This is a genomic window from Streptomyces sp. NPDC001634 (assembly GCF_040298185.1).
GTDB lineage: Bacteria > Actinomycetota > Actinomycetes > Streptomycetales > Streptomycetaceae > Streptomyces.
This window is the reverse complement of sequence record NZ_JBEOZU010000120.1, coordinates 1-24386: the sequence shown is the minus strand read 5'-3', so window position 1 is coordinate 24386 and position 24386 is coordinate 1. Positions and strand designations below refer to the sequence as shown.

19 protein-coding genes and 1 pseudogene are annotated in these 24386 nt (G+C 70.7%); 11 read left to right on the top strand and 9 right to left on the bottom strand.

Annotation, left to right across the window (positions count from 1 at the left end):
• Positions 1-131: 131 nt before the first annotated feature.
• Entirely contained in the window at positions 132-905 is a 774-nt protein-coding gene (locus ABT186_RS43160) for a GNAT family N-acetyltransferase (RefSeq protein ID WP_351929810.1), read from the top strand.
• Between the two features lie 106 nt (positions 906-1011).
• Here ABT186_RS43160 and ABT186_RS43155 read toward each other — a convergent pair whose 3' ends face one another.
• A complete protein-coding gene (locus ABT186_RS43155) occupies positions 1012-1275 on the bottom strand; it encodes a GlsB/YeaQ/YmgE family stress response membrane protein (protein WP_351236678.1) in 264 nt (87 codons plus the stop codon).
• Between the two features lie 280 nt (positions 1276-1555).
• Between ABT186_RS43155 and ABT186_RS43150 the strand changes: the two genes are divergently transcribed.
• Entirely contained in the window at positions 1556-3013 is a 1458-nt protein-coding gene (locus tag ABT186_RS43150) for a hydrolase (RefSeq protein WP_351236680.1), read from the top strand.
• Positions 3014-3053: 40 nt separating this feature from the next.
• On the opposite strand, the gene ABT186_RS43145 is transcribed toward ABT186_RS43150, so the two are convergent.
• Together ABT186_RS43145 and ABT186_RS43140 are read right to left on the bottom strand one after the other, a co-directional pair.
• Positions 3054-5777 (bottom strand): glycoside hydrolase family 2 protein, encoded by a 2724-nt coding sequence (locus ABT186_RS43145; protein ID WP_351929808.1) that lies wholly within the window; start codon positions 5775-5777, stop codon positions 3054-3056.
• A gap of 157 nt (positions 5778-5934) precedes the next feature.
• Positions 5935-7116 carry an ROK family transcriptional regulator gene (locus ABT186_RS43140; protein WP_351236683.1) on the bottom strand — a complete coding sequence of 394 codons (1182 nt, stop codon included), beginning with the start codon at positions 7114-7116 and terminating at the stop codon, positions 5935-5937.
• Between the two features lie 204 nt (positions 7117-7320).
• Here ABT186_RS43140 and ABT186_RS43135 point away from each other — a divergent pair, with 204 nt between their 5' ends.
• Positions 7321-8769 carry an APC family permease gene (locus ABT186_RS43135; protein WP_351236685.1) on the top strand — a complete coding sequence of 483 codons (1449 nt, stop codon included), beginning with the start codon at positions 7321-7323 and terminating at the stop codon, positions 8767-8769.
• A gap of 94 nt (positions 8770-8863) precedes the next feature.
• Here ABT186_RS43135 and ABT186_RS43130 read toward each other — a convergent pair whose 3' ends face one another.
• Together ABT186_RS43130 and ABT186_RS43125 are read right to left on the bottom strand one after the other, a co-directional pair.
• Positions 8864-9394, bottom strand: a complete 531-nt coding sequence (locus tag ABT186_RS43130) for an AAA family ATPase (RefSeq protein ID WP_351929812.1) — start codon at positions 9392-9394, stop codon at positions 8864-8866.
• A 330-nt stretch (positions 9395-9724) separates the two neighbouring features.
• Positions 9725-10447, bottom strand: a pseudogene (locus ABT186_RS43125) (aminoglycoside phosphotransferase family protein); the annotation flags it as partial.
• Between the two features lie 469 nt (positions 10448-10916).
• Between ABT186_RS43125 and ABT186_RS43120 the strand changes: the two are divergent.
• The gene (locus ABT186_RS43120; protein ID WP_351231436.1) at positions 10917-11684 is read left to right on the top strand and encodes an ArsR/SmtB family transcription factor; all 768 of its coding nucleotides are present in this window, start codon (positions 10917-10919) and stop codon (positions 11682-11684) included.
• 115 nt (positions 11685-11799) lie between these two features.
• Here the strand turns inward: ABT186_RS43120 and ABT186_RS43115 are convergent, their stop codons facing one another.
• The 3 genes from ABT186_RS43115 to ABT186_RS43105 all read right to left on the bottom strand — a co-directional run bounded on the left by ABT186_RS43115 (position 11800) and on the right by ABT186_RS43105 (position 16559).
• Complete coding sequence (locus tag ABT186_RS43115) at positions 11800-12240, bottom strand: SPW repeat protein (protein WP_351929806.1); 441 nt, start codon at positions 12238-12240, stop codon at positions 11800-11802.
• Between the two features lie 277 nt (positions 12241-12517).
• Positions 12518-15148, bottom strand: coding sequence for a DUF8189 domain-containing protein (locus ABT186_RS43110; protein ID WP_351929804.1), 2631 nt, complete (start codon positions 15146-15148; stop codon positions 12518-12520).
• Positions 15149-15518: 370 nt separating this feature from the next.
• On the bottom strand, positions 15519-16559 hold the full coding sequence (locus ABT186_RS43105) for an acyl-CoA dehydrogenase family protein (RefSeq protein WP_351231442.1): 1041 nt from the start codon (positions 16557-16559) through the stop codon (positions 15519-15521).
• Between the two features lie 98 nt (positions 16560-16657).
• Between ABT186_RS43105 and ABT186_RS43100 the strand changes: the two genes are divergently transcribed.
• The 5 genes from ABT186_RS43100 to ABT186_RS43080 all read left to right on the top strand — a co-directional run bounded on the left by ABT186_RS43100 (position 16658) and on the right by ABT186_RS43080 (position 22401).
• Positions 16658-17008 carry a YciI family protein gene (locus ABT186_RS43100; RefSeq protein WP_351929802.1) on the top strand — a complete coding sequence of 117 codons (351 nt, stop codon included), beginning with the start codon at positions 16658-16660 and terminating at the stop codon, positions 17006-17008.
• The gene (locus tag ABT186_RS43095) at positions 17008-18219 is read left to right on the top strand and encodes an RNA polymerase sigma factor (protein WP_351929800.1); all 1212 of its coding nucleotides are present in this window, start codon (positions 17008-17010) and stop codon (positions 18217-18219) included. Before ABT186_RS43100 ends, ABT186_RS43095 begins: the two co-directional genes overlap by 1 nt.
• A gap of 28 nt (positions 18220-18247) precedes the next feature.
• Positions 18248-19675, top strand: coding sequence for an aldehyde dehydrogenase family protein (locus tag ABT186_RS43090; protein ID WP_351929798.1), 1428 nt, complete (start codon positions 18248-18250; stop codon positions 19673-19675).
• A gap of 363 nt (positions 19676-20038) precedes the next feature.
• On the top strand, positions 20039-21403 hold the full coding sequence (locus tag ABT186_RS43085; protein WP_351929796.1) for a phosphoinositide-specific phospholipase C-related protein: 1365 nt from the start codon (positions 20039-20041) through the stop codon (positions 21401-21403).
• A gap of 89 nt (positions 21404-21492) precedes the next feature.
• Positions 21493-22401, top strand: coding sequence for an aldo/keto reductase (locus ABT186_RS43080; RefSeq protein WP_351231452.1), 909 nt, complete (start codon positions 21493-21495; stop codon positions 22399-22401).
• A gap of 49 nt (positions 22402-22450) precedes the next feature.
• Here ABT186_RS43080 and ABT186_RS43075 read toward each other — a convergent pair whose 3' ends face one another.
• Positions 22451-23131 carry a phosphatase PAP2 family protein gene (locus ABT186_RS43075; protein ID WP_351929794.1) on the bottom strand — a complete coding sequence of 227 codons (681 nt, stop codon included), beginning with the start codon at positions 23129-23131 and terminating at the stop codon, positions 22451-22453.
• Between the two features lie 172 nt (positions 23132-23303).
• On the opposite strand from ABT186_RS43075, the gene ABT186_RS43070 reads away from it, so the two are divergent.
• Both ABT186_RS43070 and ABT186_RS43065 read left to right on the top strand, forming a co-directional pair.
• On the top strand, positions 23304-23687 hold the full coding sequence (locus ABT186_RS43070) for a BlaI/MecI/CopY family transcriptional regulator (RefSeq protein ID WP_351231456.1): 384 nt from the start codon (positions 23304-23306) through the stop codon (positions 23685-23687).
• Positions 23672-24386, top strand: a 715-nt coding sequence (locus ABT186_RS43065) for a M48 family metalloprotease (RefSeq protein ID WP_351929792.1), incomplete at its 3' end; no start/stop codon positions are given. The genes ABT186_RS43070 and ABT186_RS43065, both read left to right, overlap by 16 nt.

Here is a 24386-nt window from a genome sequence, read left to right as displayed (position 1 = left end):
CACGTGCCCGCACAGCGCGTTGAAGCAGGAAGCCCCCGGAAGGGTCAGACGACCCAGGCCGGAATCCCTGGACTTTAGGCCAGGGAGCACGTCAAGGTTCCCCCACACGCCCCGGATGCTGGAGTGAGCTCATGGACCACGCTGCCGTACTGGCCCTGTACGACCGGGACATGAGGCAAGGAGCACGGCCCGACGGGCCCGGCGCCCGCATCGAGCGCGTGGCGGGGCTGGTGCGCCAGGTGGGCTCCGCGCACGGCTGGAACGGGGTCGTCTGGTCGGATCTGCACGAGAACACCGCGGACGCGGCGATCGAGGAGCAGGTCCGCTACTACGCCGGGCTCGGCCGTGAGTTCGAGTGGAAGCTGTACGGACACGATCTGCCGGTCGACCTCGGGAAGCGGCTGCGGGCGGCCGGGTTCACAGCCGAGCCCGAGGAGACGCTGATGGTCGCCGAGGTCGCCGATCTGACCCTCGACGTGCAAGCACCCGAGGGCATCCGTATTCTGCCGGTCACCGACTCGGCGGGTGTCGGCCTGGTGGCGGACGTCCACGAGAAGGCGTTCGGCACGGACGGCACCCGGTTGCGTCACCAACTGCTGGCCCAATTGGCCGCCGACGCGGACACCGTCGTCGCCGTCGTGGCCCTCGCGGGGGACGAGCCGGTGAGCGCGGCCCGCATGGAACTCGTCGCCGGCACCCGCTTCGCGGGCCTGTGGGGCGGTGGCACCGTCGCCCACTGGCGCGGCCGCGGGATCTACCGGGCTCTGGTCGCCCATCGCGCCAAGGTCGCCGCCTCCCGTGGTTATCGCTACGTCCAGGTCGACGCGACCGCCCAGAGCCGCCCGATCCTGGCTCGCCTCGGTTTCGAACCACTGACCACGACCACGCCGTACGTCTCTCCGTAGCTCACGGGCCATCGGGCGTCCGCCGTGGGTGCGAGCAGCCCGCTCGGCCCGAAGTGCCGCTCGCGCACGGCCGTTGTGCGGCAGTCACCCGCCCGCGAACGCGCTGTCAGCGCCGCGCCCGCGCCCGGTCCAGCGCTGCGACGCCCAGCGCCGCCAGGCCGATCTGGATGAGCCACTCGATCCAGTCGACGCCCTTGGTGTCCGCCACGCCCAACGCGGCGGCGATCCCGGATCCGACGAAGGCCGCGGCGATGCCGACGAGAATGGTCCACAGGATGCCGATGCGTTGACGCCCGGGGACGACGAGCCGCCCCAGGACACCGATGATGAGCCCGATGACGATGGCGCCGATGATGCTCGAGATCTCCATCTCTGCCCCCTTTTGTGAAGCCCCGCTGTACTCCATGTGCCCGCTCCGGGCAGCAACAGTCCGTTCCGCTTCAACCTCCGGTCAATGGCGGGTCAATCCTGGGCCTGCTGCAGGGGCATGGTCCTGTTCACCCCCCGTTCTGCCATGTACCGTTCAACAGTCCGTCGTTCGGGTGGCGTAGGAAGAAATTCTACGCGCGCAGACCCGTGACGGAATTTCTACGCGCGCAGACTTGGCACCCGCACCGCTCCTTCCCCAACCCCACACGGAGGTCCGCCGGATGCTCGGACTCACCAGATCCCGCCACAGACTCACCACGGCCCTCGCCGTGTTCGGCCTGCTCACCACGGGCGCCGCAGTCCAGGCCACCACGGCCGCCACGCCGGCCCGAGCCGCCACCCCGCACCGTGTCCTGTTCGACAACGCGCACGCGGAGACGGCCGGCAACGCCGACTGGATCATTTCCACCAGCCAGCCCGACCCGCTCGGCGAGGACTCCTCCCCGTCCGTGGAGACGGACTGGACCGGAGCCCTCTCGTCCTGGGGCGTGGCCCTGCAGAAGACGGGCAACTACAGCCTCAAGACGCTGCCTTCGGGCTCCAGCCTGAGCTACGGTGGGTCGTCCTCGACCGACCTGTCGAACTTCGACACGCTGGTCCTGCCGGAGCCGAACACGCTGTTCACGACGGCCGAGAAGACCGCCATCATGAACTTCGTCAAGAACGGCGGCGGCCTGTTCATGATCTCCGACCATACCGGCGCCGACCGCAACAACGACGGCTATGACGCGGTCAAGATCCTCAACGACCTGATGACCAACAACAGCGTCGACTCCACCGACCCGTTCGGCTTCTCCATCGACTCTTTGAACATCAGCTCCGGATACCCGGCCGCCATCAGCGACAGCACCGACCCGGTCCTGCACGGCTCCTTCGGCACGGTCACCAAGAGCCTCATCGCCAACGGCACCACCGCCACGCTCAAGCCCTCCGACAACTCGAGCGTCAAGGGCCTGCTCTACCGCAGCGGTTACTCCGGCAACACCGGCGCCTTCTTCCTGACCAGCACCTTCGGCAGCGGCCGCGTCGCCTTCTGGGGCGACAGCTCGCCCATCGACGACGGCACCGGCCAGTCCGGCAACACGCTCTACGACGGCTGGAACGACTCCGGCGCAACCAACGCCGCCCTGGCCCTCAACGCCACCGAATGGCTCTCCGGAGCGAGCGGAAGCAGCGGGGGCGGAGGCGGGGGCGGGGGCTCCTCCTGCACCGCCGCCCAGCTCCTCGGCAACAACGGCTTCGAGTCCGGTGCCACCACCTGGAGCGCCAGCAGCGGCGTCATCACCAACGACAGCGGTGAGTCGCCCCGTACGGGCTCGTACTACGCCTGGCTGGACGGCTACGGCTCCGCGCACACCGACACCCTTTCCCAGTCGGTGACCATCCCGTCGGGCTGCACCACCGCCGCCCTGAGCTTCTATCTGCACATCGACACGGCGGAGACCACCACCAGCACGGCGTACGACACGCTCAAGGTCCAGGTCCTCAACAGCTCCGGGACCGTCCTGAGCACCCTGGCGACGTACTCCAACCTCAACGCCGCCAGTGGCTACACCCAGCGCAGCTTCGATCTGTCGAGCTACGCCGGGCAGACCGTCACCCTCAAGTTCACGGGTACCGAGGGTTCCAGCCTCCAGACGTCGTTCGTCCTCGACGACACGGCGCTCAACGTGAGCTGACGCCCTGAGGGGTGGGCCCGAGGGGCCCACCCCTGCCGGGTCACGCGGCCGGGACGGTGTGCTCCGGCGTGTTCCACCCGGCGATCCGCATTCCGGGCGCCGAGCCGTGCAGATCGGCCGTCCGGTAGGTGACGGTCAGCGTCGCCGACTCACCCGGCCACAGGCTCACCTCGTCGTCCGACCACTGAACCGGCAGCACCGGCTTGCCCGCCGAGTCCACGAGGTGTGCGTCGGTGAGCAGCGACGGCGTCCTGCCGCTCCCCGTGTTGCGCAGGGTGACGGTCGTGGTCGACTTGCCGTCGCCGTCCGTCCTCGTGGACGCCGTCGCCGACACCGGCACCCGGGCCATCGAGCCGAGCCCCGTCAGATCGGCGTAGCTCGTCGTCGGTGTGTGGTACCAGTCGGTGTGCGCCCAGTCGAGCGTGTCGGCCTTGGTGGACAGCCAGTAGACATTGCGGCTGACCTCCCTGCCCGCCGGGTCCGTCAGGATCAGCCGCGCGAGATACGTGGTGGACAGGCCGCTCACCGACGAGGGCAGGGTGAGCGCGGTCGCGTGGGCCCCGTCGCCGGCGACGCTCATCCCGGTCACCGTCCTGTCGTACTTCTGGGTGCCGTCGGTGTTGAAGAGGGTGACGCGGGCGGTGAGCCCCGACGCGGACGCGTGCCGGTTGTTCACCACCACGACCGAGCGGTTGTCGTACGCGTACTGGACGTGCAGCGGCTCATTGGCCTTCTTCGCCCCGAAATAGGCGCCGCCCTGGTCGAGGTATCGGTCCATCAGCTGCCAGTGCAGCGAGGTCCAGCCGCTGTTGAACATCCAGTGGACGACGCCGGTGGCGGGCTTGGACGCGTCGGTGGCGTTGCGCTCGTACGCCTCGTACTGCGCCCGTACGTTCTCGTACTGGGCGAGCTGCGCCTTGCGTACGTAGTCCGTCAGGCCGCTCGGCGTGCCGTACCGTCCGGCGAGCGCGTCGTCGTACAGCTTGAGGGTGCTGAAGGTCGACGACGGTGAGCGGTGGTACTGCTTGGCGTTCGCGTTCTTCCAGAGGGTGTCCAGCTCGGCCGGGCTCATCATGCGGCGCAGCGTGTCGAGCGTCGGGATGTCGGGGCCTGCGCTCGTCTCGGAGTTGAAGCCGGTGGCACCGCCCTCGCGCTTGGCGTACCAGTAGTCCGGCGGGATCCAGTCGTAGGGGCCGGTCATCTTCATCCCCGAACTTCCCAGCTGCGGCGAGGAGTTGTCGGAGGCGGCCGCCACCACCGGGTCCGGCCAGTCGGCGGCCCTCAGGGCGTCCAGGTAGTTCCTCTCGATCGTGGCGTCGGGTGCGAAGTCGCTGCCGATGAGGAAGGAGATGACGCTGGGGTGGTCGCGCAGCCGGGCGGCCTCGGCGGCCATCGACGCCTTCGCGACCGGATAGTCGGAGGCGGTCCACTTGTCGCCGGACTCGCTGCCGTTGACATTGCCCTCCCACTTGTCGCAGCACTCCCAGCCGGGCAGTGTGAGGACGCCGTAGCGGTCCGCGAGGCCGAAGAACTCGTCCGGCTCGATGTGCCCTTCCAGCCGGATGGTGTTGAGGCCGAGATCCAGGGCGTACTTGAGGCGGTCCTCCACGTACGTCCGGTCCCAGCGCAGGAACTCGTCCGGTGACCAGCCGCCGCCCTTGATGAGCAGTCGACGGCCGTTGATGCTGTACTGCCGCGCGCCGTCGGAGTTCAGCGGCGCTTTCACATCGCGGATGCCGAAGCTCTCGTGCGCGGTGTCCGAGGGGGTGCCGGAGACGGACGCGGTGAGGTCGAGCGTGTACAGCGGCTGGCCGCCCATCCCGGCGGGCCACCACACCCTGGGTGATGCCAGGTGCAGTCCGGGGACGTCCGAGGGGGCGAACGTCACCGATTTCGACTCGTGGGCGGCGAGCGGGACCGTCCTGGTGAAGGCGACCGAGCCGATGCTGCCGGAGACCGTGGCCGTGACCGCGGCGTCCGAGTCGTTGCGGGCCTGCGCTTTGACCGTCAGATCCGCGGAGGCGAGCGAGGGGACGTCGAGGCTGGTGACGACGTGTGCGTCGCGCAGCGCGACGGGGCCGCCGCGGCGCACCAGCACATCACGGACGATGCCCATGTTCCGGTCCGGTGGCGGCTGCAACCAGTCGATCCAGCCCATGGTGAGGTTCTTGTCGGGGTCGTTGGGCCGGATGCGGAAGGCGACGGTGTTCGTGCCCGCCCGCACCAGCGAGGTGACGTCCAGCTCGTGGTGCGTGTACGCGCCCGTCACATCCGCGGCCGTGGCGACCTGTTGCCCGTCGACGTAGACGTCCGCGGCCGAGATCACCCCGCTGAGGTCCAGATATGTGCGCTCGGAGGTGTCGGCGACCGTGAAGTCCGAGCGAAACCACCAGGGGACCTGGAAGTCGGACTTCGGGATCTTCTGCTGGTTGGTCGAGTAGAAGGGATCGGCGTACACGCCGTCCGCGAGCAGTGCCGCGAGCACGGTGGAACGGGAGCCGGCCGGATACCAGCCGCTCGCCGGATAACCGGGGGAGGAGACGGCGGCCGGGGAGTCGGAGACCTTCGCCGTGGACTGGACGGCGTAGCCCGACAGCGCGGTGGCGCTGCCCGCGGCGGAGGCCACGGCGGTGACGGGCGGCCGTGGCCGGGCCGGCGACGAGCCCCGGGAGCCGGCCCAGGCGCTCGTGGAGAGCGTGCACATGAGGCCCAGGGCGACAACGGCGGTGGTCAGACGCCGTCTTGAGGCAGGGCGGTGGAACACGGTGGTCTCCTTGGAGGTGGGGGAGCATCCGCGCTTCGGCACTGCAGGATCCGTGGGCGGCGCCCTCGAACCTAAAGTTAGGAAACTTTACTAACAGCGCCTCAAGCTAGGACCTGGAGGGAGCCGTGTCAATCACCGTGGCGCCTGGGCGGGGTGGCTAGGAGGCCGACCGGCGTTCGAAGACCACGTCCCGTGCCGTGCCCAGTGCCGTCGCCAGCGCGCCCAGCAGTACCGCGTCCTCGCCGAGCCGGCTCGGCGCGATCTTCGGACGCAGCGGGGTGAGCGTGCGCAGCGTCTCGCGCACGGGGTGCAGCAGCAGGTCGACGCTGTGGCCCACCCCGCCGCCGAGCACCACGAGGTCGGGGTCGAGCACGGCCGCCGCGGCGGCCACGGTGTGCGCGATCCGCTCGCCCTCCAGCCGCACCGCCTGCACTGCGGCGGGGTGTCCCTGCCGGGCCGCGTCGAACACGGCCTTCGCCGTGAGCTGCCCGGTCATGCCGAACGCCCGCGCAGACTCCACGACGGCCACACCCGAGACCGCGTCCTCAAGCGTCTCCGGCTTCTGCCGCCCCGGCCACGGCAGGAACCCGATCTCCCCGGCCCCGCCGTGCGCGCCGGTGAACAGCCTCCCCTCGCTGACGACGCCCATGCCGAGCCCGGTTCCGATCAGGATGTACGCGAACAGACGGCTGCCGGCGCCGACGCCGTACGTGTACTCGCCGAGTGCGGCCAGATTGGCGTCGTTGTGGACCTCCAGCGGGATGCCCAGCTCCTCGCGCATTCGGTCGAACAGCCCGGCCCGGCCCCAGCCCGGCAGGTGCATCGCATACCGCACCCGGCGCCGCTCCTCGTCGTACACGCCCGGCGTGCCCACCACCGCGTGCGCCACCTCGTCGTGCCCGACGCCCGAACCGGCGACCACCTGCCGGGCGGTCGCGACGACCAGGTCGGCCATGGCGCCCGAGGTGCGGGCCCGGTTGCGCACGTCCGAGCGCGCCACCACTTCGCCGTCGAGGTTGGCGAGCGCGACCCGCAGCCAGCTGCGGCCGATGTCGATGCCAAGCGCGTATCCCGCGGCCGGATCGGGGGCGTACAGGACGGCCATCCGGCCGCGCTCGGGCGTGTGCGTGCCCACCTCGTGGACGAGGCCGGCCTCCTCCAGGGCCGCGAGCGCGCTGGAGACCGTCGGCTTCGACAGGCCCGTCTCCCGGGCGAGCTGGGCGCGCGAGGCGGCCCCGGCGGTGCGCAGCCGATCCAGGAGCAACCGCTCGTTGGTGCTGCGCAGCCGTCGGCGGCTCCAGGGCTGTTCCGGCTGATCTGCGGCGTCGCTGGCGGGCATCGCACCATTCTCACGCATTCGTTTACGCGCCCTTGACGCATCAAGTAAGGGTACTTAACTTTATCGCCCAGTCAGCCTCGCCGGGCGAGTCAGGGGGAGACCGGCGCCGGCCGGATACCCGCCGCCCTTGATCCGTCGGCCGCCGTATGACGTCGGCCCACCGTCCGCACATCCCTCTCCCCGCGTCCCGCTTCAGGAGGACCCATGTCCGGTAGTCCGCCACCCAACGGTGGCTTCGTCCGCCGCGTCGGCCTGTTCCAGGCCACCGCCATCAACATGAGCCAGATGTGCGGCATCGGACCGTTCGTCACCATCCCGCTGATGGTCGCCGCGTTCGGCGGCCCGCAGGCGGTCATCGGCTTCGTCGCGGGCGCAGTGCTGGCGCTCGCCGACGGGCTCGTCTGGGCCGAGCTGGGTGCGGCGATGCCCGGTTCCGGAGGCAGCTACGTCTATCTGCGCCAGGCCTTCCAGTACCGCACCGGGCGGCTGATGCCGTTCCTGTTCGTGTGGACGGCGATGCTCTTCATCCCGCTGATCATGTCCACCGGTGTGGTGGGCTTCGTGCAGTACCTGGGCTATCTGGCCCCGCACCTGGGCAAGACCGCCGGTGATCTGATCGGGCTCGGCATGATCGCACTGGTGGTCGCCCTGCTGTGGCGGGGTATCGAGAACATCGCCCGGATCACGGCCGTGATGTGGGCGGTGATGATCGCCTCGGTGCTGCTGGTCATCATCGCGGCGGCCTCCGGCTTCAGCGCGCACCTGGCGTTCACGTACCCCGCGCACGCCTTCGAGTTGACGAGCAGTCACTTCTGGCTCGGCTTCGCTGCCGGTCTGACCATCGGCATCTACGACTACCTGGGCTACAACACCACGGCGTACATGGGCGCCGAGATCAAGGATCCGGGCCGTACGCTGCCGCGCTCGATCATCTTCTCCATCCTCGGCATCATGGCGATCTATCTGCTGCTGCAGATCGGCACGCTGGGCGTCGTGGACTGGCAACGCATGACCGATGCGAACGACATCGCCTCCACGTCGGTGGCATCCGCGGTGCTGGAGAATACCTGGGGCAGGGGCGCGGCGGACACGGTCACGGTGCTGATCCTGATCACGGCCTTCGCCTCGGTCTTCACGGGCCTGCTGGGCGGCTCCCGGGTCCCCTACGACGCCGCCCGCGACCGCGTCTTCTTCCGCCCCTACGCCAGGCTCCACCCCGAGCACCGCTTTCCGACGCTGGGACTGGCCACCATGGGCGTGATCACGGCGGTGGGCTTCCTGATCGGCCGTCACACCGACCTGGCGACCCTGATCCAGCTGCTGACCACCGTGATGGTGATCGTCCAGGCGCTTGCGCAGATCGTGGCCGTGACGGTACTGCGCAGGAGGCAGCCTGCCCTGCACCGCCCGTACCGGATGTGGCTCTATCCCCTGCCGAGCGTCGTCGCCCTCGTGGGCTGGCTGGTCATCTACGGCTACGCGGACAAGAACTCCCCGGGCCGCCACCCCATTGAGTGGTCGCTGGCCTGGCTGGCGCTCGGTTGCGTGGCGTTCGTGGTCTGGGCCCGTCTGGAGAAGGTCTGGCCGTTCGGGCCGAAGGAGATCAGCGAGGAGTACCTCACCGCCCGGGAGGCGGAGCCGGCGGAAGCGTGAGAACGGAGCCGGGGGACCCTACGGGGTCCCGCCGAGGCGGCCGGCCCGCCGGAGGTGTCGGGTCGGCCACCCGCGCGTCATCCCCGGACCCACGTCACGCCCAGCCGGTGGCCGCCAGCACGTCCCGGGCGATGTCGATCACACCGCGCCCATCGGTCGCCACTCGCACGGTGTCGAGCGGTGCCCGCTCGTCCAGCAGCCGCGCCTTGCGGGCGCTGACCGCCAGTTCCCGCTCCAGCTCGGAGCCCAGTTCGCGACCCTTCAACCGGTCGGCCACCGTGTCGTCGGTCGCGGTCAGGAGCACCCGTACGATCCGTACGTCCGCGCCCATGGCCCGCTCGAACATGCCGGCCGCTTCGGTCAGCACGCTGACTGTGTTCGTGTAGATCAGTCGCCGGTATCCGAGCGAGGCGTAGTTCCCCCACACCGCCGCGAGGTTGCGCTCGGTCACCGCCGCGCGGTGCGGGTCGTCCACCGGCGCCGGGTGCACCTGGCCCATGAAGTCGCCCTCGATCACAGCGTGCGCGACCTCGGCGGCCCGCAGCCGTGCCGAAACCTCCCAGCCGACCGTCGACTTGCCGACGCCGGCGCGCCCTCCGATGAGCAGGACTTCCGCGCGATCCATCGGGGCGGCCTGCCGGTCGGAGGGCCCTGGGCGCCGGTGGCGCTCCGTGGGCGCCGTCGGGACGGGGGCAGCTCCGGCAGCCGTGCCCCGGCCGACGCAACGCGCGGACTTCCTCGCCCGGGGGCGAGCCGATCCCGGAGCCGCCAGGAAGGTGCTCGGCTGCGCCAGACATCGCACCGCCCTGCGGACCGCCTCCGCCGGGTCTCCCTCGTGGTACGGCCGCTCCGACGGCTCGATGCCGTCGAGGAACTCCTGGTAGCGGACGGCGTACAGGAGATGGGTGAGCGGCTCGGCGAGTGCGAGGGCGCGGGCCGGGTCGCTTCCGGGTGCGTGCGCCGCCCAGGCGTCGGCCCAGGAGCGGACCGCAGTCGCCCGGGCCGGCTCGGGGAGGTGGTCATGTGCCCGCAGACCGTCCACCACCGGGTTGCCCCAGTACGCGTCCGCGAAGTCCATGAAGACCGGACGGCCGCCGTTGCTGCGCCAGTTGCCCGGGTGGAAGTCGCCGTGGACCACCGTGTGGGGCAGACCGCACTCCGCGAGCCGGTCCCAACGGTCCGCCAACCCCCTTACAGCAGCGACCTCCTGGGGTGTCAGCTCGGCTGCGAGCGGCCCGTCGAGCAGGGCGCCGACCCGGGCCGCGAGGATCGGCGCACCCCCGTCCCGCAGCGCGGCGGGCCTGCTCGACGCGAGGGCGGCCTGGGCCGTCACGAGTCGCTCCATCGCTGCCGCCGCCGTCCCGGGCGACGCACCCCAGCAGTCCTCACCGGGAACGTGCTCCATGAGGATCCGCCGGTCGCCCCGGCCGACGACCGTCGGCACCAGCCCCGGCTCCACCGCCGCGAACGCGGCGACGACGGCCGCCTCGTCGGCGGCGAAGCGCGGTGTCGCCTTGAGCCAGACGGGCCCGTGCGCGGTGGGCAGCCGGAACAGTCCCGCCAGATTCCAGGTCCGCCGCTGCTCCACGCGACCGGTGACAGGACGCCCCGCCGCCTCCAGCGTGCCGACGGCCCAGTCGAGGAGTTCCCGCAGGCCGTCGGCACGGGCCCAGGGCATACGGCGCTCGTCGTCGGCCGTCAGCAGGTCTGCGTCAACGGGCCGTTGATCCAGCAGTGCGTGCGCAGGGCGACCCAACGCCTCGACGTGGTAGGTCGCGTGGCCGTCGCGTACGCCCTCGCCGCCGTCCACCGTCAGCAGCCGCAGCACCAGCACCGGCACCCCGAGCAGGTCCTCCAGCCGCCCGACGACCGGCTCTACCTCCGACCACCACGGAACATCCACGGGAAACGGGCCTGCGACACCGAGGACGTCCGCGCCCGACGTCACCCACGCACTGATGGTTCGACTCACCGCGCCAGTGTGCGGGCCGCGGCTGCACCGGTCGAACGATTAAGGCAATCAATGCGCCGACGACCGGCCGGCTCGGCACGGATGCCGTGGCCGGCCCGCGGACAGGGGTCGTTTCCTTGACATGCAAGTGATTGCCTGCATAACGTTGAGTGTGCAAGCAGAGAGCGATCCGGGGATGGACGACGTCTTCAGGGCGCTGGCAGACCCCACGCGCCGACGGCTGCTGGACCGGCTGCATGAGCGCGGCGGACAGACGCTGGGCGAGTTGTGTGAGCACATCGACATGACGCGCCAGTCGGTGACCCAGCATCTGGCCGTTCTGGAGGCCGCCAACCTGGTCAGCTCGGTGCGGCGGGGGCGGGAGAAGCTGCACTACCTCAATCCGGTGCCGCTCCACGAGATCCAGGAGCGATGGATCGACAAGTTCGAGCGCCCGCGTCTGCGCGCGCTCAGCGCCCTCAAGCGACGAGCCGAGGAAGCCATGGCAGACAAGCCCACGTTCGTGTACGTCATCTACATCGAGAGCACACCCGAGACCGTCTGGGACGCGCTCACCGACCCCGGCCTCACCGCCACGTACTGGGGCCACAGCAACGTCTCCGACTGGAAGCCCGGCTCACGCTGGGAACACGTCCGCACCGACGGTTCGGGCGTCGCCGACGTGATCGGAGAGGTCGTCAAGAGCGAGCGGCCGCACCGCCTCGTGACCACCTGGGCGGCGCCCGAGGACGAGGGCCGCCAGGACAGGTACTCCAGGGTCACCTTCGACATCCGGCCGCACGCCGACATCGTCAAGCTCACCGTCACCCACGAGGACCTGCCGGACGAGACCGCGCGTGCGGAAGTGGCCGGGGGCTGGGCGGCCGTGCTGTCCAACCTCAAGTCCCTCCTGGAGACCGGCAGCCCGTTGCCGCAGGAGCCCTGGCTGGTGCCGAACCGCTGACGCGGCGCGGCGTGGTGGCGGAGGTGCGGGTACGGCGAGGCCGGTCCGCGTGCGCGGACCGGCCGACAGGTTTCCTTCTGTGCTCGCTGTACTCGGTGACCGGGTGGCTGTGGAACTAGGCGCGGGGGGCGCTCTTCACCGCCGCGCCGGCGCACAGCGCCCCCAGCACCACGGCGAGTGTGCCGATGATGATGCTGTTGATCACGACTCCGGTGTCCGGGGCGGTGCCGACGATCCACGGCGAGATGATCATCCATGTGCCCATCGCGCACATGGCCCAGCTCAGGCCGTACATCCTCTCCGGTGTGATGGTGAATCCCAGGGCCAGCAGCCCGAACGCGATCCCCATGATGAGGTTGTGCGTCACGAGCGGCGGCTGGCTCGTCGTGTAGTGGAGAATCCACGGGGATGCGGCGCAGTACAGACCGAGCAGGAACACCGGTCCGTCAACGAGCGCCACATCGCGGCCACCGAGCATGCGGGCGTAGCGGGCCCGCATTTCGTGTACATCAGGGTGGGCGGTTATGTCACCTCTGGTGTGCGAGACGTCAGCCATGACTCGTCTCCTTTGACTCTGCAGGACTGACCGCGTCTGTTGCGGTATGCGGTAAGCGCCGCGTACGTACATTCTGCGCTTATTTCATCTTTATGTGTAGAGGTCAGCGCGGCCGCAGAGACGGGTGCCACGTGCTGTGGCGCGGGCTGGAGCCGGGGGATGCCGTTCACTTCGGGTGCGCGTCCGGTCGCGGCGCGCGGCCGCCCGGGCTTCGGTCCCTGGTCGCGGACAAGGGGCCCGCCGCCGAGCCGCGGGCCCCTTCACCGTCGTAGGACGGCTACGAGATGTTCTGGCCGAGGGCGAGCTGATCCACCGTGCCGCCCCGGGAGTTCCAGTCGCTCCAGGTGCCACCGGGCTTGGTCTGCCACTTGTGCCAGACGGCATGGTCGGTGCCGATGACGAGCACCTCGAGCCGGCCGTCGCCGTTGAGGCCGACCACGGGGCCGTCGATCAGGCCGCCGAGCGAGGCCCAGGAGTTCCAGCCGCCGCCTGGCGAGATCTGCCAGATGTGCCACAGACCCTGGTCCGTTCCGCGGGCGAAGACCTCCAGGCGGCCGTCGGCGTTCCGGGCGGTGGCGAGCTGGTCGATGATGCCGCCCAGCGAGTTCCAGCCGGACCAGCCGCCCCCTGGTGAGGTCTGCCAGTTGTGCCACAGCGCGCTGTCCATGCCGCGGGCGAACACCTCGAGACGGCCGTCCGCGTTCGACGTCACGGACAGGAGGTCGATCGCCCCGCCGAGGGAGTTCCAGCCGGACCAGCCGCCCCCCGGTGAGGTCTGCCAGTTGTGCCACAGGGCGCTGTCCATGCCGCGGGCGAAGACCTCCAGGCGGCCGTCGGCGTTCCGGGCGGTGGCGATCAGGTCGATGATGCCGCCGAGGGAGTTCCAGCCGGACCAGCCGCCCCCTGGTGAGGTCTGCCAGTTGTGCCACAGCGCGCTGTCCATGCCGCGGGCGAACACCTCCAGGCGGCCGTCCGCGTTGCGGGCCGTCGCGAGGAGGTCGATGGCGCCGCCGAGGGAGTTCCAGCCGGACCAGCCGCCGCCGGGCGACGTCTGCCGGCTGTGCCACAGGGCGTGGTCCGTGCCGATCACGAAGGCCTCCAGCCGGCCGTCGAGATTGCGGTCCACCCGGGGCAGGTCGACAAGGCCGCCCAGCGAGTTCCAGCCGGACCAGCCGCCGCCGGGCGAGGTCTGCCAGTTGTGCCACAGGGCGTGGTCGAGGCCACGGCCGAAGGCCTCCAGCCGGCCCCGGCCCAGGATGCGTTCGAGTGCCTTGCCGGCCCGCAGGATCCCCGCCCCGGAGAACTGGTCCCAGCCCGCTGTGCCGATGTCCTCCGCGGTGTCTGTGATGGCCCGCTTGATCTGGTCCTGCGTCACCCGGGCGTCCGCCTGCTTGAACAGGGCCACCACACCCGACGCGATCGGTGTCGCCGCCGAGGTGCCCGTATCGCTGGGGAAGTAGCCCTTGAAGTGGCTGATCGAGCAGAAGTCCGGCTTGTGCGGGTCGAGGGCGGCCGGTCCCGCGCTGCTGTAACCGATGTATTCCTTACGGGAGTTGACCGCGGCGACCGTCATCACCCGCGGATGCCCGTTGGCCCCCCAGATGCTCTTGCCGGGTCCGGTGTCCGTGGCGCAGCGGCCGTCGGGGCAGGAGGCCCCGCAGTTGCCGGCCGCGAAAAGGACGAGGATGCCCTCGTCCAGCGCCTCGACCACCTTGCGGGTGAAGGGGTGGTTGGGGTCGGTCGCGTACACCGGATCCCAGCTCTTCTGGAAGATGCCCCAGCTGTTGCTCAGGATGTGCGGTGTCCCGTTGGCACGGTGACGCCTGATCGCCCAGTCGTAGCCTGCGATCGCCGTGGAGATGACCGAGGGGAGACTGCCGTCGCCGGCGATGCGGATATCGAGGAGTTCGGTCTGCGGCGCCATACCGAGGACGTCCGTGCCGCACATGTTGCCGTGGTTGCCCCAGGCCGCCGCGGTGGTGCCCCAGTCGGCCTCCGGGAAGCCGGCGACGACTCGCGGGATCTGTGCCGTCTCGCCGGGCTTGGGCGTCCGGCCGAGCGCCGTGATGCCTCCGTCGACGACCGCGACCGTGACGCCTGAGCCGTTGTAGCCCTCGGCGTGCAGTTCGTCGACCCCAAGCACGGTGGCGACGGTCGTCAAGTCGCCCTTGGCGGTGCGCGGGTCGCAGTCGCACGGGGAGATGGGACAGGCGCCGGCCGCCTCGACGGGCCTGACCATGGAGACGTTCTCCACGGGGATGACCGGTCCGGGCGCCTCGACGGCCTGCGTCGCCTCGAACGGCGCGATCACCGCGTCCAGGAACACCCGGACGACCTCCGGGCGGGCCTCCAGTTGGGCGATCCGCTCCTGCTGGATCCGGCCCCGGACGAGAACGACCTCCTCCTGGGCCGCCGCAATCTGCTCCGCGTGTTCCTCGGTCGGCCGCAGAGGCACGGGAGGGTAGTCCGCGTCGAGTTCGAATCCCTCGTCGCCCATCGCTGCCGCACGGCCCACAGTGGCTGCCGGATCGGCGCCCGAAGGGATGCGCAGCTCGATGAGCACCTGCTGTTCGCCGCCGCCGGACGTTTCCCCGGCTCCGCCGGGGTCGCCCGCGCCCGGCATGGTGCCGCCCGTCTCGGGCGCACCGGGCATCTGGAAGGAGCCGTTCGGCTCGGGCATTGAGAATGCCCCCGCGCTCCCGGGCGCCGGGGCCTGGGGCATCGTGCCCCCGGAGTCCGTCCCGTTGCCGACCGCACCCGGCATCTGTGCCCGCGGGTCCGCCTCGGGCATGATGCCCGGCCCGCTCGAACGGCCCTCGGTCCCCGGCATACCGCCGGACTTCGACTCGCTCGCCCTCGGGCCGGAGCCGCTCCCACCGGCTGTCGCACCCTTGTTCGTCCTGGCCATGATGTCCCCCTGAATCCGGCCCCGAGCGCGGCCGGGTCCCGGCCGGCGGATCGAGACCGGGCCCCGCCGCGATCCACCGGCCGTTCCCCGTCCCCCGACAGGGCCCGCTGTGACCGTCCGCCCATTGGCGGTTCGGGTCCGTCACGCTAGCGGCGGGCCCACCCCCCGCCCATGGCCCGCGCTCCGAAAGGGGACCGCACTCGCGCAACTGCCGCAGGCCGCGCACACCACGTCGGGCGCAGCGCCCCTACGTCCGTCCCGAACGCGCCTCACGCCCCCGCGAGGGTGAGCCCGCCGCCCAAGTCCGCAGCCCTGCACACCGGTTCCTCCCTGCGGCGCTGCAGCATCAGCAGTACCCGGAGCCCGGCCCTCAGGACGGGGTGCCCGCAAGCGCGTTCAGATGCGCCCTGCGTGACTCGGCCGTCTGGCCCTGGACCAGCAGGAACATCCCCTCGCGCGCCAGCCGTTGGGCCCTGCTGGTCAGGGCCATCGCGCGTCCGCCGCCGGCCACCACCGCCGCGGTGGTGGCCACCCGCATCACCTCGTACGCCCTCGTCCTGAGCTCCAGACGCTCGTCGAGGTTCTCGTGCGGCACCGGGTGGTCGGCCAGGGCGTAGGCCCGGCGCCGCACCTCGTCGATGCGGGCACGCAGCGGTGCTGCGGTGGCCTCGTCCAGCAGACCGAGCGCCGCATCGGTGATCCCGAACACCGCCGGCGAGGCGTTGACGGTCTTCGGGCGGTCGCTCGCGGCCCACTGCTCGTACGGCGCCCTGAGTGCCACCGTCTCCTCGGGCAGCCACAACCCGTCCAACTCCAGCGACACCGTGCGCGAGGCGGTGAGCGCGGCGAGCCGCATCGGCGCGGATGCCCGCAGCCCCGGCTGCTCCCGCGCCTCGGTGAAGGCGAAGAGCGCCTCGTCGGCGTCGGTCACCCCGGCGAGCAGCATCACGTCGTTGAGGCCCCACCCGGTGTACCAGGGCACGGTCCCGTCGAACCGCCACCCGCCCCGCTCCCGGGTGACCCGCACCGGGATCCGCGGATACGCCCGCAGGTGTGCGTACGCCACCCCGGACAGCAGTTCGCCGCGCGCCAGCGGGCCGAGCAGGCGCTCCCGCACGGGCAGTTCGCTCCTCGCCAGCGTCAGCACCGGTGTCTGGTGCTGCGTCTGCACGAACCACGTCGTGCAGCACGCCCCTGCGAGGATCTCCGCGGTCTCCCGTGCCACGGCGGCGGGCGCGGCCGACCCGCCGTACTCCACCGGCGCGCTCACCCCGAGCAGGCCCGACCGCTTCACGGCCTCGATGTGGCTCGCGGGCAGGCCCTCCTGGTCGACACGCTCGGCCTGTGGGGCGAGCAGATCGTCCGCGAGCTTTTGGGCACGGGAGACGAGCGGGTGTGCTGCGATGGTCATGGAAAAGATTCTCCCGATCTCATGGGGCGAGGTGTCGATCCGCGGGTGCGCCGTTCGTGCAGTAGATGAGAGAACGGCACGATGCCAAGGAGGGCGTCATGAAGCACTACCTGCTCAGCGTGGTCCAGCCGACCGGAGGGGAGCCGCCCGCTCCCGACGCGCTCGCCGAGATCATGCGAAATGTCGAAGCCTTCAACCAGGAACTGCGGGACGCCGGCGTCTGGGTGTTCGCCGGAGGACTGCACGGTCCGGAGACGGCCACCATGCTGCGCCCCAAGGACGGCGACGTGCTCATCACCGACGGGCCGTACGCCGAGGGCAAGGAGTACCTGGGCGGCCTCTGCCTGATCAAGGCACCCGACCTGGACGCGGCCCTGGAGTGGGGCCGGAAGGCGGCCCTGGCCACCACCCTCCCGATCGAGGTACGCCCCTTCGTGGACACGCACTGATGCCGGACGCCACCGAGGTGGAGGCCGTCTTCCGTGCGCAGTACGGTCGCGCGGTCTCCGTCCTCGTCCGCTTCCTCGGCGACATCGACCTCGCCGAGGAAGCGGTTCAGGACGCCTTCACCACGGCCTTGCGGAAGTGGCCGGAGTCCGGGGTGCCGCCGAGCCCGGCCGGCTGGATCATCACCACCGCCCGCAACCGCGCGATCGACCGTCTGCGCCGCGAGTCCTCCCGGGACGCGCGCCACGCCGAGGCCGCACGGCTGTACGCGCCCGACGAACCGGCCGAGGAGGGCCCCGTGCGCGACGACAGGCTCCGTCTGATCTTCACCTGCTGTCACCCCGCGCTCGCCCTGCAGTCCCGGGTCGCGCTGACCCTGCGCCTGCTCGGCGGGCTCGGCACGGCACAGATCGCCCGCGCCTTCCTGGTGTCGGAGGCCACCCTGGCCCAGCGCCTCGTACGGGCCAAGGCGAAGATCCGCGACGCGGGCATTCCGTACCGCGTGCCCCGTGACGCCGATCTGCCCGACCGGCTGAACGGCGTACTGGCCGTCGTCTACCTGATCTTCAACGAGGGGTACACCGGGTCCTTCGACCTGTGCGCCGAAGCCGTACGGCTGGGCCGGGTCCTGGCCGATCTCATGCCGGACGAACCCGAGGCGACCGGCCTGCTCGCGCTGATGCTGCTGGTCGAGGCGCGCCGCCCCGCCCGCGAGGGCGAGCACGGCGAGCTGGTGCCGCTTCCCGAGCAGGACCGCGGACGGTGGGACCGCGACCTGATCGCCGAGGGGCAGGATCTCGTGCGTCGCTGCCTGCGCCGCAACCGGCCGGGGCCGTACCAGATCCAGGCGGCGATCAATGCCGTGCACAGCGACGCGCCGACCGCGGACGTGACGGACTGGAGCCAGATACTGCAGCTGTACGACCAGCTGATGGCCCTTGCCCCGAGCCCGGTCGTCGCCCTGAACCGCGCGGTCGCGGTGGCCGAGACCGACGGCCCGCGCCAGGCCCTCGACCTCGTGGACGCGCTCGACCTCGACGGCTATCACGTACTCCACGCGGTCCGCGCCGACCTGCTGCGCCGCCTTGGCCGGCCCACCGAGGCCGTACGGGAGTACGAGGCTGCCATCGCGCTCGCCGAAAACACAGCGGAACGCGGCTACTTGGAACGCCGGCGGGGGGAACTCGTACGAGAAGCCGCGTGTGAGGTGTGACTGCTGTCACGGGAGGCGAGGTCGATGTATGAGGAATGCATCTTGGCGCAAGGAAGGTTGGCATTTACATCGAGCTCCCGCTCGACCCGACCGCAGGCGGGCCGTCCGGCCCACGCATCACCAGCGAGGCACCGTGAACCACCCCACTCCCGAGCAGCCCGCCGACACCGTGGCCCGGCTGCGCGCCACGTTCCGTACCGGCCGCACCAAGCCCGTCGACTGGCGCACCGACCAGCTGCGCCGCCTGCGCGAGATGCTCACGGAGAACGGACCGGACCTGGCCGCCGCCCTCCACGCCGACCTGGGCAAGAGCGCCACCGAGGCCTACCGCACCGAGATCGACTTCACGGTCCGCGAGATCGACCACACCCTCGGCCATCTCGACACCTGGCTGCGCCCCGAGCCCGCCCCCGTTCCGGCGCACCTCGGTGACGACACGACGGCCTGGACGCAGTACGACCCGCTGGGTGTCGTCCTGGTCATAGCCCCCTGGAACTATCCGGCGCAGCTCCTGCTCACGCCGATGATCGGCGCGCTCGCCGCCGGCAATGCGGTGGTCGCCAAGCCGAGCGAGCTGGCCCCGGCCACCTCGGCCGTGCTGGCGCGGCTGCTGCCCGCCTACCTCGACACGGACGCCGTCGCCGTCGTCGAGGGCGGGATCCCCGAGACCACGGCCCTGCTCGCCGAGCGCTTCGACCACATCTTCTACACCGGCAACGGCGCGGTCGGCCGCATCGTGATGCGCGCCGCCGCCGAGCACCTCACCCCGGTCACCCTCGAACTGGGCGGCAAGTCACCGGTGTTCGTCGACCGTGACGCCGATCCCGCCGTCGTCGCGGACCGACTGGCGCGCGGCAAGTTCCTCAACGCGGGCCAGACCTGTGTCGCCCCCGACTATGTGCTGACCGACCCCGAGACCGCGAAGGCCCTGGAGCCGGAGTTCATCAGGGCCGTCGAGACCCTCTACGGGGCCGAGCCGCACAAGTCCGGCGAGTACGGGCGGATCGTCAACGAGCGCCACTTCGACCGGCTCAGCGGTCTGCTGGATTCCGGGCGCGTCGTCGTCGGCGGTGACAGTGACCGTACGTCGAAGTACCTGGCGCCGACTGTCCTCGCCGACGTCGACCCGAAGTCGCCGGTCATGCAGGAGGAGATCTTCGGCCCCGTCCTGCCGATCGTCACGGTCTCCGGCCTCGACGAGGCGATCGCGTTCATCAACGACCGCGACAAGCCGCTCGCACTGTACGTCTTCACCGAATCCGACGACACCCGCCGCCGGATCGCCGCCGAGACGTCCTCCGGCGGGCTCGGCTACGGCCTGCCCCTCGCCCATCTCACCGTATCCGACCTGCCGTTCGGCGGGGTGGGGGAGAGCGGCATGGGCAGCTATCACGGCCGCTACTCCATCGAGACCTTCAGCCACCGCAAGGCGGTGCTGGAGAAGCCGCTGACCTGACCCTTCGCGCGCACGGGCCCGGCCGCACAGAGGGCCGGGCCCAACTCGTCCAGTCGTTCGCCCGATTGACTGGTCTACACCCTTGACTGGTACAGACCAAAGCGGTTGAGTGTGTCTCCACAACCCCCCATCGCGGCCGCCCCCACGCCATGACCGGCCCGGCCGGCATGTGTGCGCAAGGCTTCCCCTTCCATCATGCCCTTGCCCGGGTGCGGCCGTGCTCCGCAGGGGAGTCGCCCCGGACGCCTGCCGGCCGATCGCGCGGATCCTCGCAGTTTCACCGGGCGGCAACCTCTCCTGCTGACGCCCGACCGCCGGGCGTGGTGTCATGCACCTGACCATCATGGAAGGAAGGGCCACGTCATGCGAACCCCCCACGCCCTGCTCGCCGCGACCACCGCGCTCGCCGCTACGGTCGTGGCTGTCCCGTCCCACGCGGCTGCTGCGATCCCCGCCTCCGGCACCTACTACGTCCAGAGCGCCATCACCGGACTCGACGCGGCCGACAACGGGGGAGTCGTCGAACAGCACAACCCCAAGGGCAACGAGGACCACCAGCAGTGGAACCTGAGAGCGAGCGGATCGTCGTACGTCCTCGAAAGCGCCGACACCGCGGGCAGTTGCCTCGGGCGCTCCGGCGACCAGGCCCGCACCATCGCCTGCACGAGCGCCGACGCCGCCTGGGAGATCGCGCCGGCCGGCAGTGACCAGTACACGCTCAAGGCCCCCGGAACAGAGCGCTACCTGACCGTCGCCGCGAAGCCCTCCGCTGCCAACTACCCCGCCCAGCTGGCCATCGGCTCCTCCGGAAGCCTTGCCGCCTGGTACCTCACGCCCGTCACGTCCCCCACCAGCCCCATGCCGCCCGCCGACCGGCGCACCCTCGACCAGGTCACGTTCCTCACCGCGCACAACGCCTACGCCAACGGCGTCGACGGCGGCTTCGCCCCGCCCTTCGTGAACCTGGTGCCCAATCAGACCCGCGGTATCAACCAGCAACTCGCCGATGGTGTCCGTGGGTTCATGCTGGACATCCACCAGACCTCCGACGGCGCGATCCTCTGCCACAACAGCTGCTTCCTCGTCAGCAGCCCGGTCGCCCTGTGGGTGGACGTACAGCGGATCGTGGACTTCCTCAAGGCTCACCCCGATCAGTTCATCACCGTCTTCCTCGAGGACTACGTCGACCCGGGCGTCCTGCGCAGCGAACTCGCCCGTGTCAACGGCCTGTCCGACGTGCTCTACCGGCCCGACCGGACCGGGGTGAAGCAGAACGGCTGGCCGAAGATGGCCGATCTGATCGCTGCCAACCACCGCCTGCTGATTTTCACCGACCACAGCCGCGCCTCGGACGAGGCCGCCGGACTCACCCGCGACAGCTTCGGCGTGATGTACCAGAAGGACTGGACGGTGGAGAACTACTGGTCCATGGGCTCGGGCATCGGCTCGTCCGACTGGTCCTGCTACAGCCGCTGGTACGACGCGAACACCAACATCCCGCTGACGCGCACCGAGCCCGGCTTCCGCCCGCTGTTCGTCATGAACCACTTCCGTGACGCGACGATCGCGTCCACGGCGCAGACGGACAACACCAAACTCGCCGACCGCGCCCAGCGGTTCTGCCTGCCCGCCGCCCGCAAGAAGCCCAACTTCCTGGCCGTCGACCGCTACGACCTCGGCGATCCGGCCTCGGCCGTGAACACCCTGAACACCTACACGTATCCGTAAAGCGCGGCGTAAAGCCCTGCGTGAATCCCTGAGTGAATCCCTGCGTTAAGTGGGTGCGCCGGTGCGCGATCTGTGGGCATCATCCGCGGATGACCTCACAGACGATCACCGCGGACGCCGCCGGCACCTGGAAACTGGGCGACCTGTCCGTCAACCGCATCGGCTTCGGCGCGATGCGGCTGACGGGCAGTGCCGCCTTCCACCTCGGAACGCCGAGCGACCGCGAACAGTCGATCGCCGTGCTGCGGACGGCGGTCGAACTCGGCGTCGACCACATCGACACAGCTGCCTTCTACTTCTCTTCGCTGCGCTCCGCGAACGAGTTGATCAACCGCGCGCTGGCGCCGTACCCGGACGATCTCGTCATCGTCACGAAGGTCGGTCCGTACCGCGACTACTCGGGGGAATGGGGCACCTGGGCCCGTCCCGACCAACTGCGCTCTCACGTCGAGGAGAACCTGCGTCAGCTCGGCCGCGACCACCTCGATCTGGTCTACCTGCGCAGGTCGGCGCGGTGGGACTCGATCGCCGAGCACTTCGGCGCGCTCGCGGAGCTTCGGGAGGCGGGCCTGATCCGTCATCTGGGCATCTCCGCCGTTGAACCCCGGCACCTGGTGGAGGCCCAGGCGATCGCGCCGGTGGTCAGCGTCCAGAACCAGTACGGGCTGCACGCCCCCGACCCGCAGGCCGACGATCTCCTGCGGATCTGCGGCGAACAGGGCATCGCCTTCGTGCCGTTCTTCGCGATCGCAGGGAAGGGCGGCGAGCGGGGGCCGGGCGGCAACGGCGGGGACGAGATCCTGGCGATAGCCCGGACCCACCACGCGACCCCCGCCCAGGTCCGGCTGGCCTGGACGCTCCGGCAGGGCCCGCACGTCCTGGCGATCCCGGGCACCGGCAATCCCGACCACCTCAAGGAGAACGTGGCCGCGGGCGCGCTGCGGCTGACGGACGAGGAGGTGGCCCGTCTCGACGCGCTGCACCGGAAGGGGGAGTGAGTGCCATGTCAGGGAGTGCCATGTCCCTCCCGGAGGTGCCCGCGGCCTCTCAGGATGTCGAGGTGGAGATCGGCTCCGACGGTTCGGCGTTCGCCCGGCGGGACAGCCGGGCGGCGGCGTAGGTGCACAGGCTCAGCCAGCACAGGGCGAGCAGCCAGCCGCCCAGCACGTCGGAGAACCAGTGCACGCCCAGATACACGCGGGTCAGACCCACCAGGACGCCCCACCCGAGGACGACGGCCAGGAGCAGGGATCTGCCGTGCGAGGCACGCGCCAGGACGGCGAGGGCCAGCAGCCCGGCGGTGATCGCGGCCGTCGTCGTGTGACCGGAGGGGAAGGACCACCCCGACGCGTGCGTGACCCAGTCCCGTGTCGCCGGGCGGGGGCGCGCCGCCAGCGACATCACGCCGTAGCGCACGGCCTGGCCCGCGGCCAGACAGGCGAGACAGGCGGCGGTGGCGAGGGCGCGCTGCCGCACAGTGCGCCCCATCAGGAGACCCGCGAGTGCGGTGAGCAGATAGGGAACGAGCCCGGTCCCCGTGTACGTCACCGCTCGGGCCGTCGCGACCGCGATGGCCGGGCGGTGGGCGACCGACCAGTCCAGCAGGGCCTCGTCGCCGAACAGCGGAGTGCCGCCGCGCCCCTTCACGGTCAGCGCCAGCAGTACGAACGCCACGAAGGCACCCACCGCCGTCGAACCGGCGAAGTCAGTGGTGTCGTGCCTCCGCATCACAGCGCCCGGACGACGGCGACCCCGTGCGGCGGTGCCGTTCGCAATGCGCCCATGGACGTGAGCCCCTTTCATAATGGACCTGCGGGACGGACCCGGCCGGGACCGTGAAGACTACAATCCTGTAGACGGTCTACTGAAATGTAGACGAATACGGGGTGAGGAAGATTCCATGACCGAAGCGAAGGACGAGCGCCGCCCGGCGGGTGAACTGGAAGCGAGCGTCATGGCCGCCCTCTGGGCCGCGGACGCTCCCCAGACCCCCGGTCAGGTGCAGCTGAGCCTCGGCGCCGGACTCGCCCGTACGACGGTGACGACGATCCTGTCCCGGCTGCACGAGAAGGGCATCGTCGAGCGCAGACGCCAGGGTCGTGGCTATGCCTACTTCCCCGTCCAGGACGCCCACGGGCTCACCGCCCGGCGCATGCACACCGAACTCGACCGGGACAGCGACCGGCACACCGTGCTGGCCCGGTTCGTGGCCCAGCTCAGCGAAGACGACGAGCGCGTCCTGCGGGACCTGCTGGAATCCGGTGAGCAGTGGCCATTGCGCTGATCGTCCCGCTGGTGCTGCCGTTCGCGATGCCTGCGCTCGCGCGGCGCGCCCTCGAACGGCTCGCGCCCGCGCCCGCGCTGTGGGTGGTGACCTGCTCCATGGTCGTGCTCGCGTGCTGCTCCCTGACCGCACTGGGCGCCTTCGTCCTCACCGGTCTGCTCCAGCTGCCCCAGTTCGCCGCGCTCGGCGAGCTGGTGCGCCCGCTGCGTGCCGGCTCGGACATGTTCATCGTGCCTGCGGCCGCGTTCTCGGTCGGCGCGCTCGCCGTGTGTCTGTGGACCGTCGTGCGAACCGTGCTGCGCCAGGCCCGGGCCTTCCGCGCCGCCACCACCGAGGCGGACCGCCGGGCCACCGCCGGCGACCTCTGCGTCATCGACTCTCCGCGCCCGGACGCGTACGCCCTGCCGGGGCGGCCGCACCGCATCGTGGTCACCACCGGGATGCTCCGCACGCTCGGCCCGGACGAGCGCGAGGCGCTCTTCGCTCATGAGCGGGCCCACAACGCAGGCGGCCACCACTACTTCCTCGCCGCCGCCGAACTCGCGACGCACTGCCATCCCGCGCTGCGGTCCGTGGCCGGGGTCGTCCGGCTGGCGGTGGAGCGCGTGGCCGACGAGGCCGCCGCCGTGGCGGTCGGGGACCGGCGGCTGTCCGCACGGGCGATCGGCCGCGCTGCGCTGGCCGCCCGGACCGCCCGCG